General features: G+C 53.5%; 16 protein-coding genes. 1 reads left to right on the plus strand and 15 read right to left on the minus strand.

Annotation, left to right across the window (positions count from 1 at the left end):
- Position 1: 1 nt before the first annotated feature.
- The 15 genes from ACLIN2_RS23890 to adhP all read right to left on the minus strand — a co-directional run bounded on the left by ACLIN2_RS23890 (position 2) and on the right by adhP (position 16,806).
- Positions 2–856 (minus strand): R2-like ligand-binding oxidase, encoded by an 855-nt coding sequence (locus tag ACLIN2_RS23890; protein WP_092277158.1) that lies wholly within the window; start codon positions 854–856, stop codon positions 2–4.
- A gap of 33 nt (positions 857–889) precedes the next feature.
- The gene (locus tag ACLIN2_RS23895) at positions 890–2,038 is read right to left on the minus strand and encodes an iron-containing alcohol dehydrogenase family protein (protein ID WP_411502350.1); all 1,149 of its coding nucleotides are present in this window, start codon (positions 2,036–2,038) and stop codon (positions 890–892) included.
- Between the two features lie 25 nt (positions 2,039–2,063).
- The gene (locus ACLIN2_RS23900; protein WP_411502351.1) at positions 2,064–3,530 is read right to left on the minus strand and encodes an aldehyde dehydrogenase family protein; all 1,467 of its coding nucleotides are present in this window, start codon (positions 3,528–3,530) and stop codon (positions 2,064–2,066) included.
- Between the two features lie 36 nt (positions 3,531–3,566).
- Positions 3,567–4,907, minus strand: a complete 1,341-nt coding sequence (locus tag ACLIN2_RS23905) for an MFS transporter (protein ID WP_246071070.1) — start codon at positions 4,905–4,907, stop codon at positions 3,567–3,569.
- Positions 4,908–5,009: 102 nt separating this feature from the next.
- Complete coding sequence (locus tag ACLIN2_RS23910; protein WP_411502352.1) at positions 5,010–5,819, minus strand: enoyl-CoA hydratase/isomerase family protein; 810 nt, start codon at positions 5,817–5,819, stop codon at positions 5,010–5,012.
- Positions 5,819–7,378 carry a class I adenylate-forming enzyme family protein gene (locus ACLIN2_RS23915; RefSeq protein WP_411502353.1) on the minus strand — a complete coding sequence of 520 codons (1,560 nt, stop codon included), beginning with the start codon at positions 7,376–7,378 and terminating at the stop codon, positions 5,819–5,821. Before ACLIN2_RS23915 ends, ACLIN2_RS23910 begins: the two co-directional genes overlap by 1 nt.
- Positions 7,326–7,841, minus strand: a complete 516-nt coding sequence (locus ACLIN2_RS23920; RefSeq protein WP_411504588.1) for a (2Fe-2S)-binding protein — start codon at positions 7,839–7,841, stop codon at positions 7,326–7,328. Before ACLIN2_RS23920 ends, ACLIN2_RS23915 begins: the two co-directional genes overlap by 53 nt.
- Positions 7,842–7,867: 26 nt before the next feature.
- Complete coding sequence (locus tag ACLIN2_RS23925; RefSeq protein WP_411502354.1) at positions 7,868–8,761, minus strand: FAD binding domain-containing protein; 894 nt, start codon at positions 8,759–8,761, stop codon at positions 7,868–7,870.
- 23 nt (positions 8,762–8,784) lie between these two features.
- Positions 8,785–9,240, minus strand: coding sequence for an SRPBCC family protein (locus ACLIN2_RS23930; RefSeq protein ID WP_411502355.1), 456 nt, complete (start codon positions 9,238–9,240; stop codon positions 8,785–8,787).
- Positions 9,241–9,263: 23 nt separating this feature from the next.
- Positions 9,264–11,675 carry a xanthine dehydrogenase family protein molybdopterin-binding subunit gene (locus ACLIN2_RS23935; RefSeq protein ID WP_411502356.1) on the minus strand — a complete coding sequence of 804 codons (2,412 nt, stop codon included), beginning with the start codon at positions 11,673–11,675 and terminating at the stop codon, positions 9,264–9,266.
- A 194-nt stretch (positions 11,676–11,869) separates the two neighbouring features.
- The gene (locus tag ACLIN2_RS23940; RefSeq protein WP_400587369.1) at positions 11,870–12,001 is read right to left on the minus strand and encodes an NTP transferase domain-containing protein; all 132 of its coding nucleotides are present in this window, start codon (positions 11,999–12,001) and stop codon (positions 11,870–11,872) included.
- Positions 12,002–12,024: 23 nt separating this feature from the next.
- Entirely contained in the window at positions 12,025–13,131 is a 1,107-nt protein-coding gene (locus ACLIN2_RS23945) for an XdhC family protein (protein ID WP_411502357.1), read from the minus strand.
- A 116-nt stretch (positions 13,132–13,247) separates the two neighbouring features.
- Entirely contained in the window at positions 13,248–14,012 is a 765-nt protein-coding gene (locus ACLIN2_RS23950; protein WP_092277128.1) for a response regulator transcription factor, read from the minus strand.
- A gap of 16 nt (positions 14,013–14,028) precedes the next feature.
- Positions 14,029–15,567, minus strand: coding sequence for a class I adenylate-forming enzyme family protein (locus tag ACLIN2_RS23955; protein WP_092277125.1), 1,539 nt, complete (start codon positions 15,565–15,567; stop codon positions 14,029–14,031).
- Positions 15,568–15,792: 225 nt separating this feature from the next.
- Entirely contained in the window at positions 15,793–16,806 is a 1,014-nt protein-coding gene (gene adhP, locus ACLIN2_RS23960) for an alcohol dehydrogenase AdhP (RefSeq protein ID WP_400587363.1), read from the minus strand.
- Positions 16,807–17,060: 254 nt separating this feature from the next.
- Here adhP and ACLIN2_RS23965 point away from each other — a divergent pair, with 254 nt between their 5' ends.
- Entirely contained in the window at positions 17,061–18,209 is a 1,149-nt protein-coding gene (locus tag ACLIN2_RS23965; RefSeq protein ID WP_092277119.1) for an iron-containing alcohol dehydrogenase, read from the plus strand.
- Position 18,210: the final 1 nt, after the last annotated feature.

Raw genomic sequence — 18,210 nt, forward strand, 5'->3', positions numbered from 1 at the left:
CTTATCTGGCAACTGGTTTCCCGAAGATATCCTTCAGCCTGCGCTCGAACATTTTCGTCAACCGTTCACGCCCCTGAACTTCCGGCGGCGTCGGGTACTCCCGTCCATCCACAATGACCGGCTGATCATAACGGATCAAAATGTACGGTAAGTATTCGTCGTATAGTCCGCGAATGCGCTTTGCATGCTCCGGATTACGGGCAAGCAGCTTCAGCATGCGAAGACCGAAACCGACATGACGCCCCTCGTCTTCTTTGATTCGGGCAAAGCCCTCCGCCAATCCGGGAAAAAGCCCTTTGCTTCCGAACACCGCTTCGTACACATCATATCCGGTCATCGCCTGAACGCCTTCAATGATGCCTTGGTAATGGGTCAATCCTTCCACCAATGCGGCCTCGCGTTCCTCTTCCCCTTTTTCAAGCGCAGCCAGCATCATTTTCACGCGATCATCAAGCTTTTGCTGGACGATATTTTTCACGCCAACGATTCGCTCCCTACCGAACACTTCTTGGAAATAGCGCATGAAAAACTCGGTGTGCTTGAATTCTTCTACCAGCTGCGTACTGAGAAATGCCTGTTGCTCCGTGGAAGAACCGAGCATGATCCATGGGCAAAATTTCAGTGCCACGTTCTCCTCCGCATCGAGAAATCCTGTGCAGAAATGGATGAGGTACCCTTTCAAATCGTCATCGATCGCTTCAAAGTCTTTTTTATCCTGACCGAGGTCAATCGCCGCAGGATCCCATGTTCCAAAACGGATCGCTTTGCGGTACAGATCCCATGCCACTTCATCCGTTGTCTGATTAAGGCTGGGAATGAAGTCATCAACCGTATTTTGATTCAGCTGTTCACCCATAATCAGCTGCCTCCTTGCGATTTCATTTGGCTATCAAAACGCGCGTTGTAAAAGCTCCAGCACCTCCTGTTCGGTCGGCTTACGCGGATTGAATTTCATCATCCCACTCTTGAAGGAATCCCTTGCGATATCGACAAGCTTTTCTTCCTTCACGTTTACTTCGCGCATTCGAGTGGGAAGCCCAATCTCCCAAACGAGTTGGGCGACGGCCTCCGCTGCCTTCTCCTGTGCGCCCATCAACACGGCGAGCTTTGCCGCTTTCTCCGGACACACTGGTGTGTTGAACGCTACGACGTGCGGCAAAAGCAATCCAATGGCGACACCGTGGGCCACATGACAGTGTCCGGATAGGGCACTGCCGATCGCATGAGCCAATCCCAAAAAACCGTTGTTGAACGCCATCCCAGCGAGCAAGCTGCCGTGTGACATCCCGATTCGCGCTGTCATGTCAGAGCCGTCATGAACCGCCCTGCGCAGATTCGCAACCACCACTTCCATGGCTTGCAGGGCCAGGGCATCAGACGCGGTGCTCGACCCCAGAGAAAAATACGTTTCGATTCCATGCGCGAGGGCATCAATCCCGGTGGCCGCTGACATTTTTGATGGCAGGCCAATCGTCAAGGCCGGATCGATCAAGGCCAGGGTAGGCGCCATATAAGGGCTGGTCACGGTAATTTTCACTTGATTGTGCCAGTCCGAATACACCCCGAAGATTGTCACCTCGCTGCCCGTCCCTGACGTAGTTGGAATCGCGACCAGCGGAATGGGAGAGGCTGTCGGCACCCGGTGAACGCCTGCGTACTGGCCGATGCTTCCACCATTTGTGGCCACGACTCGGATTCCCTTTGCCGTATCAATCGGACTGCCGCCTCCTATGGCCACCACACAATCGTACGGTTGCTTCAGAAAATATTCGGCACCCCTATCAATCGTTTCAAGACTCGGATCAGACTCCACCTCCGCATAAATGTCGTAGCCGATCCCCTGATGCTGTAAGGAGAACGTCACGCCTTCTAGCAAACCAGCGGAAACGACGCCTTTGTCGGTAACGATGAACACTTTTTTCACGCCCAGCGGCAATAGGATTTCTCCGAGACGGGTTGCTTTTCCTAAGCCGAATTCAATCGCGGTCGGCAGGTGAAAGGAAAAATCAGCTCCCTGCACGACTTGGTTTCCATTCATCGCAAAGTCTCCTTTCGATGCCGGTTCATTCCACTTCGAAATGGATATGCTTGGTTTCACAGTATTCCATCAGCCCGTCGACTCCGCGGGTCCGACCTAGGCCGCTCTGTTTGTAGCCACCGAATTCCGCCTCCGGAAAATTTTTGTTGTACGTATTAATCCATACCGTCCCCGCTTTGATACCCTTGGACATGCGCATTGCGCGGTTCAGATCGTTCGTCCACACTCCCGCTGACAATCCGAAATCGGTATCATTCGCCATCGCAAGTGCTTCCTCTTCGTTCGCAAAGCTTTGAACGGCGAGGACAGGACCGAAAATCTCCTCGCGCACTACGCGGCAGCTTGGCGAAAGCTCATCGATGATCGTTGGCGCAAAAAACGTTCCTCGATCAAATTCTCCCCCGCTCAAACGATGTCCGCCGGTAATCATTTTCCCCTCGCGCTTGCCAATTTCACAGTACTCGGTAACCAGCTCCAGTTGATCCTGATTAATCACTGGCCCCATGTCGGTAGACTCTAGCAGCCCGTTGCCCACGCAAAGATTCTCGGCGTACTGCTTCAAGCGGGCCAATACCTCGTCTTTGACAGCTTCGTGTACCAGCAGCCGCGAGCCGGCCATGCAGATTTGTCCGGCGGAGATGAAAATGGATCGGCCGATGAGTGGGATCGCCTTGTCTAAATTGGCGTCCGCAAACAGCACATTGGGAGATTTGCCCCCTAGCTCCAGCGCCAGCTTCTTGATATTGCTCGTAGCCAGCTCCATGATCGTCTTGCCTGTCGAGGTATCTCCAGTAAAGCTGATCATGTCGATTTTTTTGCTGACACCCATGGCTGCCCCGATCGAGCGCCCTGGACCCGTGATGATGCTGACGATGCCTTTGGTGAACTGCGGCACTTCCGCAATCAGTTTGAACAGCTCGACAGAAATGACCGGAGTCAGGCTGGCCGGCTTTACGATCACCGCGTTTCCCGCTGCCAGAGCTGGCGCAAGCTCGCGAATCATCAGAAGCGCGGGCCAGTTCCATGGGGAGATGATCCCCACCACGCCGATTGGCTCCTTGGCAATCACGCCAAAATTGCCCGGTTCAAGCTGGACGGAGCGACCGAATACCGTCCTGGCCGCACCCGCGAAATACTTCAGGGTATCCACGCATCCAGCTAGCTCCTGCCGCGATTCCTTGATGGTTTTCCCTTGCTCGCGGGTCAAAACCGTGGCCAGCCGCTCCAGGTTCTCCTCGATTTTTTGTGCGAAGCCGAGCAATGCTTCATAGCGCCGTTTCGGGTTATAGCCCCAATCGCTTTTTTGGAAAACATCGTAAGCCCTGTCGATCGCCTGTTCCACGTCGGATACTGAGGAATTTTGCGCGGTGCCGACCCATTCCCCAGTTGCCGGATTATAGGATGGCAGCGTTTCGCCAGAGGATGATCTCGTCCATTCTCCCCCTACATAATTGCAGTAATCTGCAGGTTTTTGCTCCGTCACGTACGCCATCGTCTCTATCCACCTTCCCTCTCTTTGGCTCGGGTGCTACTCGAACTTCCCTTTCGTTTCCGGAACGATGAAGCTACCAATCACATACAGGACAAAGACTCCGATCGAAAAGTACATCAGCGAAAACGGGATGTTTTCCGTAGCGCCACTGGCCAGGGTGACAAACGTGGGCATCATCCCTCCCACAGCAAAACCTATGTTCCAGGAAAGTCCTGTTCCGCTCGAGCGAATGGATGTCGGGAAGCGCTCATTGAGGAATATCAGGATCGGTGCATATGCAGCATTTCCCAAAAAGGCGAGGGCAAATGCGTAACCAGTAATCATTGGAATCGTCGTTGCGCTCCCCAGGCCAAGATACAGTACCGGAAGGACGATCAGGTTGATGATGCCAATGATGATGAAAGTCTTCTTCCTGCCGATGACATCGCTCAGGTAACCAAACAAGACAGCGGAAATGATAGCGGTTACACTTGCGCCCATGAGAATCAGCGATGCTGTACCGCTGGGGATTTTGTTGATTACTTTGAGGAAGGTAGGCAAGTATCCAGAGGTGAGATAATAAGCGGTGCCCCCGCCGATCACGAGGAGCAGATTCACGAGCAGGACGGATAAATATTGGGAGAAGATCGTTTTTACGGGAGAGGCCTCGGGTTTCGCCTCACTGGCTTGCTTTTGTTTCGCCTGTAACCACAGCGGGGACTCCTCCAGTGATTTGAAGACGAACAGCCCCAGGATGGAGCTTAGAATTCCCGCAAAAAACATGAACCGCCAGCCCCACTCGTTGAAGGCTTCACCTGGAAACGCTTCCGAGACGATAAAGTACACAATCGAAGCGAGCAAGGCGCCCAAGCCCGCACCTCCGCCACCAATCAACCCTGACATGAAGCCGCGCCATTTCGGAGGGACTGACTCCGTGCCGATCGTATGTGTAGACGCCACGACACCACCGACGAATATTCCCTGAATCAGTCTCAGGATGAGAAACAAGACGGCTGCTGTCACGCCTACCTGCTGCACGGTCGGCAAAGCACCGAACAGGGCGGTGGAGATCCCGACACCGGTAACCGCAAAAATCATCGCCCGCTTTCGCCCGAGCCGGTCTGCATAGGAACCGAACAGCGCTGAGCCTATCGGTCTCATCAAGAGTGTGACGGCAAAGGAAGCATAGACGGCGGCCAATGAGAGCGTAGGAAGATCGGCCGGAAAAAAAAGCTGACCAATCACGGGAGCGACGTACAGCAGGACAAACAAATCAAACAAATCGAGTGACCAGCCCAAGAGTGAGGCCAGTGACGCATTGATCATCTGGCGACGGCTCACTTCGACCTTTGGCGGGCGCGTCAGCGTAGGCGCGCTCGTATCGTTCACCATGGACATATTCATACCTCCAAGAACGTCTTTTTGAAATAACTCACGAAATATTCAGATATATACGAGCCTATTGCAGCCCGGGGAGTCCCCGGGCTATTTCATGAGGCTTTACTCGCCAATAAAGTTGGGCTTGCGTTTTTCATTAAAGGCATCGACGCCTTCGCGGAAATCATGGGTGCTCCGCAGCATGCCGTACGCGTATCCCTCGATTTCCAGCCCTGCGCTGAGCGGTCCTTCCTGCGAAGCGTTCAATACTTGCTTGAGGACACGAAGGGCTAGCGGCGAATATTCCAGCAGCTCATCGACCAGGTCAGCCACTGCCTGATCCAGATTTTCCTGAGGAACGACCGTCGTCAACAGCCCCCATTGATACGCCTCGGCCGCAGGAATCCGGCGTCCGCGCATGATCATATCCTTGGCGCGGCCCAAACCGGCGATTCTGGCGATGCGTTGCGTCCCGCCGCTTCCAGGGATCATCCCCAGCTTGACTTCCGGCAGCGCCAGCAAGGTGGTGTCCGAAGCGATCCTAAGGTCGCAGGACATCGCAATCTCCAAGCCCACCCCGAAGGTATAGCCTTGCAGCTGGGCGATCACCGGCTTCGACGAACGCTCGGGGGCAGCCACATTCTTGTGGAGGACCGAAAGCTCTTCCGGATGGCGTTCCATGAACTGCGCGATGGTTCCGCCAGAGGAGAACGCTTGATTTCCTTCGCCTTTCAAGATGATGATGCGGACCTCATCATCCTCATTCAGCTGCTGGAAAATCTGATTCAGCTGCGAACGGGCGATAAAGCTGAGCGTATTCATTTTTTCCGGGCGGTCCAGAACGATCGTCGCCGTTTTCTTCTCAAGGTTCTTTTCAACGCGAAGATGATCCCATTGGTTAAGCGTTGCGCCTGCTTGTGTGTGTTTGTCCATTACGATACACTCTCCTTTTTTGTCAATCCTGCTTCATATTGGCCATCCCGCAGCATCCGCCGCAGGATTTTTCCCACCGGACTCTTCGGAATGGATTCGACTAGCACGTACTTTCTGGGACGCTTGAAGTTGGACAGGAAGCTGCATTGCTTGCAGTATTCGTCCAGCTCCTCCTGCGTCAATCGGGAGTCCTTGGGCACGACAAACGCTGTCACAATTTCCCCCCACCGTACATCCGGCAAGCCGACGACGGCGACCTCCGCTACCTTTGGATGCTTAGCGATGACATCTTCCACTTCCAGTGGATGGATGTTTTCTCCCCCGGAGATGATCATGTCGTCCACGCGCCCCAAGACATACAAATCCCCATCTTCATCTATCGCGCCCATGTCACCGGTAAAATACCAGCCCTCACGAAGTGCCTTGCCTGTGGCGTCGGGACGATTCCAGTAACCTTGAAAGGCTTCCTGAGAGCGCAGGTCGACAATGATTTCTCCGGGAACACCGGGTGGCAAGACATCGTCAGGCCCAGAGCCGCCCTCCGGATCCGCCACCACGACACGAAGCCGCTGGTGGAATCCAGGCTTGCCTGCACAACCTGGCTTGCGATCCAAATAATTGCAGATGGAGAAGGTATACACCTCCGACGAACCGTAGTGGTTGACGAAAACCACCGGCTGAAGCTTGGCGATGATCTCCTCGGTCAACGCCTTCGTCATGGCGGCGCCTGCGTAGCCCAACTTTTTTAACGCAGACAGGTTATACTTGGCAAAATCGGAATGGTATACTAGATCATGAAAAATGGTAGGCACCAGATAGACACACGTGATCTTTTCTTTGTCCAGATGCTCGAGGACCAGTCGGGCATCGTAATCGGGTGTCATGACCAGCTTTCCGTTCAGGAAGGCGATCGAGAGGAGGGAACGCATGCCCATCGTGTGGTACAAGGGCATGACGCCAATCGTGCTTTCCTGGACGGAGTAATGATTTTGAATGATGTGCGCTACCGCCGCGCTGTACTCATTGCGATGAGTGCGAGGCACGCCCTTGGGCTTCCCCGTCGTTCCCGACGTGTACAGCATCAGGCAGTAGTCATCGCTATTCCCTGCCTCCAGCTTCACCTCACCGCTGCCTTTGGTCAGCAAGTCTTCGTAGCTGACATCCGCCCCCCTCGCCCCCAGCACGGCGATCTTCAGCGTTTGCACCCCGCCTACTGCCTGCAGGACAGCACTTTCGCTGACCGGTTCATAGATGACTGCTTTTGCCTGTGCATTATTGACGCAATATTCAATCTCTTCCGACGTCAGCCGGAAATTGATCGGCGTGAACACGGCACCGATTTTTTGGATGGCCCAGTACAGGATGACCATTTCCATCCGATTTTTCAGGACGAGTACCACGCGGTCGCGCCGTTTGATACCGAGAGCCTGCAGACCAGATGCCGCCCGGTCCACCTCCTGATTCAGCTCTTCGTACGTGAGGCGTTTGTCGCCCTGCACCAATGCTTCAAACTGCGGGTGTCGTTCGACTGCAAATTGAAACAGCGTCCCCAGATCCACTCGCTTCTTCACCTTCCTTCTGTCTGTGTGCGACTCTCTGCACGGCTTCCACGATTCCCTTGTACCCTGTGCACCTGCACAAATGACCCGAGAGCATTTCCTTGATCTCTTCTGTCCCCGGATTGGAATGGGTCTCTAAAAACTCCACAGAAGACATCAGGATACCCGGCGTGCAAAAACCACATTGCAAGGCATGACACTCAGAGAATGCTTCTTGCAACGGGTGAGGCGTGCCGCCTTGGGCGAGTCCCTCCACCGTCGTGATTTCCGCTCCCTCCGCCTGAATGGCAAACATCAGGCAGCTGCGGACGGCACTGCCGTCCACCAGCACCGTACATGCGCCACAGACGCCATGCTCGCAGCCGACGTGAGTCCCAGTCAAGCCGCAATCCTCCCGCAAAAAGTCGCTCAGCAGCTTCCGCGGTTCGACACGCTCCTCATAACGCTTGCCGTTTACTTGCATACGGAGGTTGAACCATTCGTTCCGATTTACCTTGAGCACGCTGTCCCCCCCTTTGCTACTGCGCGGTTGTATGCGGTTTCCATTACCTTTGCAGCAAACACCTGCGCGAGATGGAGGCGGTATTCCCGCGAAGCGTGCAGGTCACCCTCGGGATCGACGTGTGCGGAGGCTGCGCGGCTGGCTTCCTGCAGCAGGGTGTCTGTCAGTTTTTCACCGATGAGCAAGTCCGCTGCATCCGCTGCGAGCACCGGAACAGCATCTACTCCGCCCAGCGTGAGTCTGACCCCCGTGATCCGATTTTGTTCGTCGGTATCCAATACGCATGCCGCCGCCACCAGCGCGAAATCTCCGTGTTTTCTGCTGTACTCTTGGAACGAGTAGCCCATGGGAATCGACCCCACAGGAATCTTCACTTCCCGCAAAATCTCTCCAGGCATGATGTCCGTCGTCAAATACGTGATGAAAAAATCGTTCAGCTCGACCTCCCTGGCCCCCTCTGCGCTTTGAATGACGACCGACGCGTTCAATGCCAAAAGTGACAAGGGAATCTCAGCTGTCGGGTCGGCATGGACCAGGCTGCCGCCGAACGTCCCGCGATTGCGTGTCTGCATGTGCCCGATGTACGGCAGTGCCTCCGACAGGAGCGGTGCCGCTTCCTTCACCAAGGCCGATCTCTCTACATCTCGCTGCCGTGTCAATGCCCCGATGTTCAGCCAATCCCCTTCCGAGTGGATGTACTTCAATTCTTGCAATCCGCTAATGTCAATGAGGCACTCGGGAGTGGATAGCCGCATGTTGAGGATCGGAAGCAAACTTTGTCCGCCAGCGATCAGCTTTCCTTCCTCCCCGTACTCCACTAACAGTTGACACGCCTCCTCCACATTGGAGGGACGAAGATAATCAAAAGCTGCCGGTTTCACCTCAAACCCCTCCGCATCTGATGTCAGGCTGTTTTTTGTTCATTTTCCACTTGTTTTTTCATCTTTTTGAAAAAGTCTGAGATCAACAGCTTTGCGACCCCGCCAAGCATCCGCTGGCCGATCGACGCTACCTTCCCCCCGACCTCTGCTTGGTACGCATAGGTGAGTGTGGTGGTTCCCTCTTCTGCCGGGATCAGTTCGATCAGGCCTTCTGCTTCTACAAAGCCCGGCGCTCCCTCTCCGCGTACGATCAATTTGTAGCTTTTCAGCTCTTCCACATCCGCCAGCTGAATCGTCGCGTCGTACTTTCCTTTTACCGCGGCGACCCCTACCGCTAGATCAGCGCGGTATTTCCCATCCTCTTGCAGCACCAATTCCTTGCATCCCATGATGCACTCGGCCAGCACCTCGGGATTGAGGATTTTGGCCCATACTTGCTCGACCGAAGCATTCAGCTCGACAGATCCATTTCCGTTCATACCAATTCCTCCTCTTTGCGCGTCTATTTTCCTTTCGCTTGCTGAATCCATGACCAGATCCGGTTCGGTGACAAAGGCAACGTGTCGATCGTGACATCGTAAGGGGAAAGGGCGTCTGCGACTGCGTTTGCGATCACAACCGGCGCACTCATCGTATTGCCTTCTCCCAAGCCCTTTGCCCCGAGAGGCGTCAATGGCGATGGCGTCTCGATGTGTGCGATGGTCACCTTTGGAATCTCTGTAGCTGTCGGACACAGGTAATCCATAAAGCTCCCTGCCAGAAACTGACCGTTCTTGTCGTAGGCCAGCTCCTCGTAAAGCGCGCCGCCCAATCCGTGCGCCAACCCGCCCATGATCTGGCCGTCGGCGATAAGAGGATTCAGGAGCACGCCTGCGTCATGGATGGTGAAATAGTCCAGGATTTGCACATCGCCGGTCGCGGGATCGACTTCGACTGTGACCGCATCGGCGACAAATCCGTAGGTGGCCGAACCATTGATCAAATCGTTTTCATCGGGAGGCAGCGCAGTCGGAATCGTGTAAAAGGCGGTCTCGTGAATGCCTGGCTCCGTTCCCGCCGGCAATCCTTGCGGGTTCCAGTGGGCGGAACCGACAAGCCGCTTGAGCGAGATTTGTTTGGATGGGTCGTCTCGCACCACAACCTTGCCCGTTTCCATGACCAGTTCATCAGGCGAGCGCCCCAGTTGATCGGCTGCGATCCGAAGCAGCTTTTCCCGGACTTTTCCCGCCGCCTGATAAACGGCGCTCGATCCGATAGGGCCAAAGCGGCTGGAGTAGCTGCCCGAGGCTACCGACCATGGGCTGGTCAGCGTATCCATCTCGGCGATCACCTTGATTGTTCGCGGGTCCACTCCAAGCACTTCTCCCACGATCTGCGCCGAGACGGTCTCATGCCCTTGCCCAGTAGGGGCCGTGCTGATTCGGACACTGATGCCGCCCATCGGATCAATCGAGACGGTGGCACCTTCCGCGCACCCTGACTTTGGCAACGACCTTCCCCGCTCTTCCGGGGTCAATGCGACGGTGATGTAGCCCATGTTGGAGCCGGATGGTTCGACGATGCAAGCCAAACCGATCCCCAAATATCTGCCTTCCTGTCTGGCTTTTGCCTGGCGCTTCCGAAATTCCTCGTACTTTGCGATGCTCATCAGCTTTTCAAACGCCTGCCGATAGTCACCGCTGTCGTAAATTCCACCCGACGGCGTCTGATACGGGAATTCCTCTTTGGCTATCAAATTCCGCCGCAGGACCTCAGCCGGGTCCAGCCCCAGCTTCGTCGCCACCATGTGCATGATCCGCTCCAACGGAAAGTACATCTGCTGCCCGCCGTAGCCCCGGATCAGCCCGGTCGGACTTTTGTTGGTCATGACCGCGATGGTTTCCATGGCAAGGTGCTCGATCCGATAGGCGCCGGTGCTGTTGGAGTGCGTCCGGTACAGACAAGCTGGCTCAGGTGCCCGGACATAAGCCCCGACGCTATCCACCATTTTCATCCGCAAGCCAGTCACGGTCCCATCTCGCTTCACGGCTGCCTCGATCCAGGTCACCCTGTCCGTTCCGCTCGAGCTCGCCATCAGATGTTCCTGGCGATCCTCGATCCACTTCACGGGCAAGCCTACCTTTTTCGAGACGACCCCCATCAGCACCATGTAGGGATATACCCCCGACTTGATTCCGTAGCTTCCCCCCACATCCTTGGGGATCATGATTCGCAGCTGGTTGCAGTTGATCCGCAAAGCTGCCGCCATGACCGATTGCAAGGTGAACGGACCGTGGAAATTAGACCAGATCGTCAGGCTGTCGCTGCTTGATTGATAGTGGGCGATGACTCCGTACGTCTCCACTGGTGTGGCGCTGTATTTGGGAAACATGAATTTGTGCTTCACCACAAGCTCCGCCTCGCGGAAAGCCTTGTCGGGGTCTCCATACGAGAATGTGCGGTGGTTGGCGATGTTGGAGCCTACCTCGTCGTGAAGAATGGGACTGTCCGCAAGAAGGGACGTCTCGATATCGACGACGGCAGGGAGTGATTCGTACTCCACTTCAATCCGCTCCAGCGCATCTTCTGCGAGGTACCTGTTTTTCGCCACGACAACGGCCACTGGCTCTCCTACATAGCGGACTTTGTCTACCGCCAAGGAGTAATACTTGACCGGAGCGGTTACCCCTACTGGAAACGGATGGGTCAACTCCACCACATCTTTGCCCGTCACGATTCCTTTCACGCCAGGCATCTGTTCGGCCTGTTCCGTGCGAATCGCCTTGATGCGGGCATGGGGATAAGGGCTGCGCAGGATGGCGGCGTGATGGATGTTGGGCAGCGGGTTCATATCCTCGATAAAGCTGCCTTGCCCAGACGTCAGCCGCGCATCCTCTACTCGCGCCATCGGTTTGCCAATATGCTGCTTGTTCACTTGCCGCTCCCTCCAAACTGGATTGCTGCTTGAACGATTCCTTTTTCTGTCTGTCCAAACCGGTCAATCACCACTTCTAGGACGGCTGGCTCGATTCCCGGCTGATCTGCCAGCAACACAAGTCCACCGTCAACGGGTCGATTACCCAGATAGGCAAATCCGATATCTCACTAAACAAATCTTCAAACTGAGAATTAAGTACAACAACGGCCTCGCTTGCTGTTGTATTCAACCCTTTTTTTAACTACGTGCCTCAACAGGCTTTGGGTTCCATAGGGCAAGAGCAATTTCTGGCAGCCCATCCTCTTAGAAAAACCTGCAGCCATTATGACAATCCCGACTCTAGAATTCACCTTTGTGCCAGTACTTTCTCTGAGACAAACTCGTGTCGCTCATGCAGCGGTTCGTAGCGTAATCTCAGGGACTGGCCACCTCGCCGATTCCGGCAGCTCGTGAGCTCTGCCAAGATGCTCAAGGCGATTTCCTCGGGTGAATCAGCTCCGATATCCAATCCGATCGGTGCATGCAGTTTTGCAAAATCAACGACTATAGGCCTTTTCTGTTCTGTGTGGATTTCCTGGAGAATCCGCTCGATTCTTTTGCGTGGACCGAGTACGCCCAGATAAGGGATCGTAGAGTCAATCATTCTTTTCACTACCTTTGCATCCAGCAGGTAATTGTGAGTCATCACTACGACATACGCATTCTCGTCCACGTAAAGATTCCCGTAATCCTCTCGACTGATTAGCTGCAATCGGTCTGCTGATGCAAAGGCCTGATGGCAGAGTGCATGCTCTCGATGATCAATGAGCGTCACATGCCATCCGAGCCTGCTCGCTCCCTGAACCAGTGGGATTGCATCCGGACCCGCTCCATATACCACTAGCATGGGGCGAGGCTGAACCGTCTCCACGTACAGGGTGACTTGAACACCTTTCAACTCCCAATGGACGAGCCCCCTGGATCCATTGCGTATCCTCGGCGTACTTCGCTCATCTTGTTCAAAAATGTAAGGGGTTCCAATTTGATGTGTGGAAGGATCAGCCGTATCAATTACGATACCTACAATAAACTCCTTCCGACAGAAGACTTTCTTCTCATACATCTGGAACACATGATTGGTGTATGCAGGGTATCGAACGGGATCAAATGGCTGCAGAAGAATCTTCATAGCGCCATTGCAGCCTACTCCCATGCCCCAGAGCAAATCTTCCTCCGACCGGAAATCATAATGCTGCGTTCGCGCTCTTCCCGATTCGAGAACGTCCCTAGCATGCTCAAACAAATCCCCTTCGACGCACCCAGCACTCACGGTCCCCAGCACTTTGCCGTCTTCTGTAATGAAACAGCTCGCCCCTTCACGCCTGTAGGTGGACCCGTCTACTTCAATGATTGTCGCTAGGACTGCTCGTTGCTTGTTTTCCAGGCAGTGCTTCAACCCTTCATAGATCTCCATCAATTCTGTATCACCTCAAATCTTGGAAGTGCATGCTTCTATCATAGGAATATTTTGAATTGTGCGGTTTTACATTTTTTCCAATCTCGTTTCCACATTTTTGCTCAATCTTCCCTTTAGGAAAGAAGACTGGAAAACATCTGCCGGTATTCACTCGGGGTTATATTTTCCAAACGCTTGAAAGTGGTCGCGAAGTAACCAGCGTTGGTAAAACCAGCGTTGTTTGCAATGACCTCAATGGGTAGCGATGTCATTTTCAACAGTTTTTTTGCCTGCTCCACCCTATGCTTGGTCAAGTACTCGATAAATGTGATCCTCATTTCCGCTTTAAATAATCGGCTAAAATGGGACCCGCTAAGATAGACGCGGTCTGCGACATCATTCAGAGTGATTGGCTCGTGATATTGGCTATGAATGTAGTGGATGGCGCTCTGAATCGGATTTCCGAAATCGATCTCAACCGGTTCTTGGGAAACGCCTGGTTTTCTCACCGACTGGGTTTCCTTAAACAGCTGCGGTATCAATAGCCGGTTTAAGGTGCCAAGGAACTCTATCTTCGAAACCGGCTTTAACAGATACCCTGAAAAACCCGCGTTGATGACGGCTTGTACTACCTCGAACATCTGGATATGCGTGAGAACGACGACGGGAATATGCGGACTTTGTTCCAGGATCATCTTACCGCATTCGATCCCGTCCAAATCAGGCAATGACAAATCGAGTATCACCATGTTCGGGTGATAGTTACGAACAAGTCCCAATCCTTTTTGCGCACTATCACATTCATAAATTGGAAGGTAATTGTACTGGCTTCCCATAAGAATCGATCGGATATCTTCACTGCTTTCTATTTCATCATCGATAATGAGCAGTCCAGACAAAATTATCCCCTCTTTCTCATGCGTCGTTTCTTCCTGTCAGACCGTTGGAAAGCTCTCGTCGAATAATCTTTCCAGAAGCATTCCTCGGAAGCTCGTCGACAAACAGGTACTTCCGTGGTCGTTTTGTATTGGATAGCTTCGCGTGATGTTTGCAGTATTGGTCGAGCTCCTGCACCGTTACCGCTGGATCGAGGGGAACGATGAATGCAACAACAATCTGGCCCCATCTATCGTCCTCCTGCCCGATCACAACTGCTTCTGCTACTTTCGGGTGACTGGAAAGCACCTTTTCTACCTCTATCGGTGAAATGTTCTCCCCTCCTGAAATCAGCATGTCGTCAATTCTGCCCACAATGTACAAATCCCCATCTTCATCGAACTTCCCAAGATCTCCTGTGAAGTACCATTGGTTTCGGATGGCCTTTCGTGTAGCGTCAGGCCGATTCCAATATCCTTTGAACGCTTCGTCCGAGCCGGCATGAATGATGATCTCCCCCACCTGGCCAGCAGGTACCTCGTCTTGCGGAGTAGAACCGCCCGAAGGATCAGGTGTGACCAGCTTTACTCGTTGATGAATACCTGGCTTACCAGCACAACCAGGCTTTTTGTCCAGTGTGGAGCAAGTAGTGAAAGTATAGATTTCGGTACTGCCGTAATGATTGACGAAATGTTTTGGCTGTATTCGCTGAAAACACTTCGTGATCAACGCTTCTGACATCGGAGCGCCCGCATAGCCGATCTTCTTGAGTGCCGACAGATCTGATTGGGAACTAGATGAATCTTCCAGTAACTCATGGTACAGCCGGGGAATCATGTATAAGCAGCTAATCCGTTCTTTTTCAATCAGCGTGAGTGCAGAGTGAGGATCCCAGCTTGGAGCCAGCACGTATTTCCCGTTCAACACGCACATAGCCAACAAAGAACGCATTCCCATCGTGTGGTATAAAGGCATCACGCCCAGTGTGCTATCGAAGGTTGCATATGAATTTTGAATGATGTGCGCGATCGTGGAAGCGTATTCATTCTTATGGGAACGAGGCACCCCTTTTGGAAATCCAGTAGTTCCCGACGTGTACAGCATGATAGCGATATCCTCATCGTCCACCCCTACACTTTCAAACGGATGCGTCCCTCTCTTCACCAAGTCGGCATAGGAAAGATCCCCCTCTCCTTGTTCCAACCCGATAAAAATGGGGCGCTCACTAAATTTCGCAGCCATCACCGCCCGACGGCTATTGCTCTCATATACGACGACTTTGGGCTCTGAATCGTTGATGCAATACTGGGTATCCTCTGGCGATAGCCTCATACTGATCGGGGTAAATATCGCCCCGAGCTTTTGAGTCGCCCAAAACATACATACAGCTTCTTTCCTGTTTTTGAGTAGCATCATCACTCGGTCTCTTCTAGCTACACCGAGCTTCAACATGGAAGTCGCCAACCGATTTACTTCCTCGTTTATTTCATCAAATGTGTATCGCTCGTTATTCTCGACGAGAGCGACATGGAACGGGTACCGACTTACCGCACAATCAAAAACCGTACCGAGATTCAATCCAATCACCCCAAAATCGTCTGTCCGACTCTCTATTATGGTATCAAAATCTTGTTTTTTGAAAAATCATACTATAGGTGCAGGTAGCTCGTTTTCGTTTTTTTGATATCTCCACTTTTGAAATATGATCATGATGAATACGTCAAATCCGTGCAGGATGAACGATGCAAAAAGGCTGCCAACGCCTGGTCTCTACCAGCGTGACAGCCTTAATTGATTGATTTCCTACTCCATCGTTAAAACAACCCGACCGTTGATTTGGCCTTTTTCCATTCGCTCCAATACTTCATTGATCTTGTCGAGCGGCTGTGTCTCGATGATCGCGCGCACTTTGCCGCGGGCAGCGAAGTCCAGCGCTTCCTGCATGTCTTTACGCGTACCGACGATCGAGCCTTTTACCGTTACGCCGTTTAAAACGGTATCGAAAATCGGGATCGGCAGCTCGGCATTTGGCAATCCCACGACAACGAGGGAGCCCCCGCGTCTGACGGATTTGTACGCTTGCTCGAACGCTTTTTTGGTAACGGCCACACTGACCGCTCCGTGTACACCGCCGACCTTCTCTTGGATCGCTTCCACAGGATCTACCTCGCTGCTGTTTACGGTTACATCGGCGCCGAGTTCTTTTGCCAGGTCCAGCTTTTCTTTGTGGATATCCACTGCGACTACGTTATACCCCATCGCTTTTGCGTACTGGAGCGCGACGTGTCCTAGGCCGCCGATTCCGTAGATGGCTACCCATTCCCCTGGCTTCACGTTTGCGACCTTCAGCGCTTTGTACGTGGTCACGCCTGCGCACAGGATCGGAGCTGCATCCACGTCACTGAGCTCGTTGGGGATACGCGCCACGTAGGCTGCAGGTGCCACGCAGTATTCAGCGTAGGCGCCGTCCACGGAATAGCCCCCGTTTTGCTGCTGTTGGCAAAGCGTTTCCCAGCCAGTCAGGCAGTAGTCGCATTCCCCGCATGCAGAGAACAGCCACGGAATCCCTACCCGATCTCCCAGCTTCAAAGAAGTAACGCCTTCACCCAGCTTTTCGACTACCCCAACTCCTTCGTGCCCTGGAATCAAGGGCAGCTTCGGTTTCACAGGCCAGTCCCCATGGGCTGCGTGCAGGTCGGTATGACACACCCCGCACGTCTTGATTTTGACCAGGACTTCCCCATACCCTACTTCAGGCACCGCTACTTCCTTCAGCTCCAGCTTTTTTTGAAACTCGTTGACTACCGCTGCCTTCATCCCTTATTTCCTCCCTTATTCCCACTTTCGGCATGAGCCGCATGGATTTGTGTGATGCCATTCTTTATAGCAAGCGTCATGCCAAACTGAAAGCGCTTTATTTTCCCTATCTTTTGGCGCCCCTCTCCTGAAAGCGAGCCATTCTTTCGGCCAGACTAGCCGAAAAATCGGCCCATTAGCCAACCTTTTGGCCAGAAGAGGGATTTGTTCACCTTTGCGGTATTACTAGTTAGTGGAAAAAGGGGGACGAATGCATGCAAATTTCCAAATTCATGACACCGGAAATCATCTTTGGCAACCAGTCCATTGCTCAGATCGGCGAAAGCTTGCGCAGGCTGGGAGCGACACGCGTCTTTCTCGTCAGCGATTCAGGTGTCGTAAACGCGGGTTGGGTAGAGCGAATCATGCAGATTCTCAGTCAGCAAAAGCTCGCGTACCACTTGTGGACCAACGTGACTGCCAATCCCAAGGATTACGAAATTCACGCAGGTGTCGCCGAGTATCGGGCGCTGGAATGCGACGCCATCCTCGGGGTAGGCGGCGGCAGTGCGATCGATGCGGCTAAGGCGATTGCGCTACTCGGGACCAATGACGGCAGCATCGTCGATTATGAAGGCGTAGACAAGATCACTCACCCGCTTCCTCCCATGGTCATGGTTCCAACTACCGCTGGATCCGGATCAGAGGTTTCGCAATTTTCCATCATTGTAGACAGTGCAAGAAAAGTAAAAATGGCCATCATCTCCAAATCTCTGATCCCTGACATCGCTATCATCGATCCACAAACACTGATGACAAAGGACAGGCAGCTCACGGCAAATACAGGCATGGACGTTTTGACGCATGCCATCGAATCTTATATTTCTCTCGCCGCTACCCCCTTGACCGAAGTCCATTCCCTGCAGGCGATGCGTCTGATCGCCAAGCATTTGCGCCCTTCCGTTGCCAGTCAGTACAACGAGGAGGCGAAGCAGGCGATGGCGATGGCAAGCCTGCAGGCAGGTATCGCCTTTTCCAATGCGATCCTCGGTGCCGTCCACGCCATGTCCCATCAGCTGGGAGGCTTTCTCGATGCGCCGCATGGCGAGGTCAATGCCATCCTGCTGCCCCATGTGCTCGAATACAACTTTATCGCAGCCCCCGAAAAGTACAGGCACATCGCCGAATGCCTCGGGGAAAGCACGGCGGGGTTGAGCCTTCCAGAATCCTCCCGACTGGCCCTGAAAGCAGTAAAGGAGCTGTCACGGGATCTGGATTGTCCCGAATCTTTGTCTGCGATCGGGCTCGTCCCCGATCAAATTGAGCTGTTGAGTGCACACGCCCTGCTCGACGTCTGCATGACCACGAATCCTCGCGACATGAATGCACAGGATGTCGCTACCCTTTTCCGTCAAGCTCTGTAGG

The sequence above is a fragment of the Brevibacillus centrosporus genome, from assembly GCF_046622605.1.
GTDB classification, from domain to species: domain Bacteria; phylum Bacillota; class Bacilli; order Brevibacillales; family Brevibacillaceae; genus Brevibacillus; species Brevibacillus centrosporus.

Bases quoted from the DNA above. Each gene is read 5' to 3' on its own strand.
- ACLIN2_RS23890 (WP_092277158.1), bottom strand. From the start codon at position 856: ATGGGTGAACAGCTGAATCAAAATACGGTTGATGACTTCATTCCCAGC.
- ACLIN2_RS23895 (WP_411502350.1), bottom strand. From the start codon at position 2,038: ATGAATGGAAACCAAGTCGTGCAGGGAGCTGATTTTTCCTTTCACCTG.
- ACLIN2_RS23900 (WP_411502351.1), bottom strand. From the start codon at position 3,530: ATGGCGTACGTGACGGAGCAAAAACCTGCAGATTACTGCAATTATGTA.
- ACLIN2_RS23905 (WP_246071070.1), bottom strand. From the start codon at position 4,907: ATGTCCATGGTGAACGATACGAGCGCGCCTACGCTGACGCGCCCGCCA.
- ACLIN2_RS23910 (WP_411502352.1), bottom strand. From the start codon at position 5,819: ATGGACAAACACACACAAGCAGGCGCAACGCTTAACCAATGGGATCAT.
- ACLIN2_RS23920 (WP_411504588.1), bottom strand. From the start codon at position 7,841: ATGCAAGTAAACGGCAAGCGTTATGAGGAGCGTGTCGAACCGCGGAAG.
- ACLIN2_RS23930 (WP_411502355.1), bottom strand. From the start codon at position 9,240: ATGAACGGAAATGGATCTGTCGAGCTGAATGCTTCGGTCGAGCAAGTA.
- ACLIN2_RS23940 (WP_400587369.1), bottom strand. From the start codon at position 12,001: ATGGCTGCAGGTTTTTCTAAGAGGATGGGCTGCCAGAAATTGCTCTTG.
- ACLIN2_RS23945 (WP_411502357.1), bottom strand. From the start codon at position 13,131: ATGGAGATCTATGAAGGGTTGAAGCACTGCCTGGAAAACAAGCAACGA.
- adhP (WP_400587363.1), bottom strand. From the start codon at position 16,806: ATGAAGGCAGCGGTAGTCAACGAGTTTCAAAAAAAGCTGGAGCTGAAG.
- ACLIN2_RS23965 (WP_092277119.1), top strand. From the start codon at position 17,061: ATGCAAATTTCCAAATTCATGACACCGGAAATCATCTTTGGCAACCAG.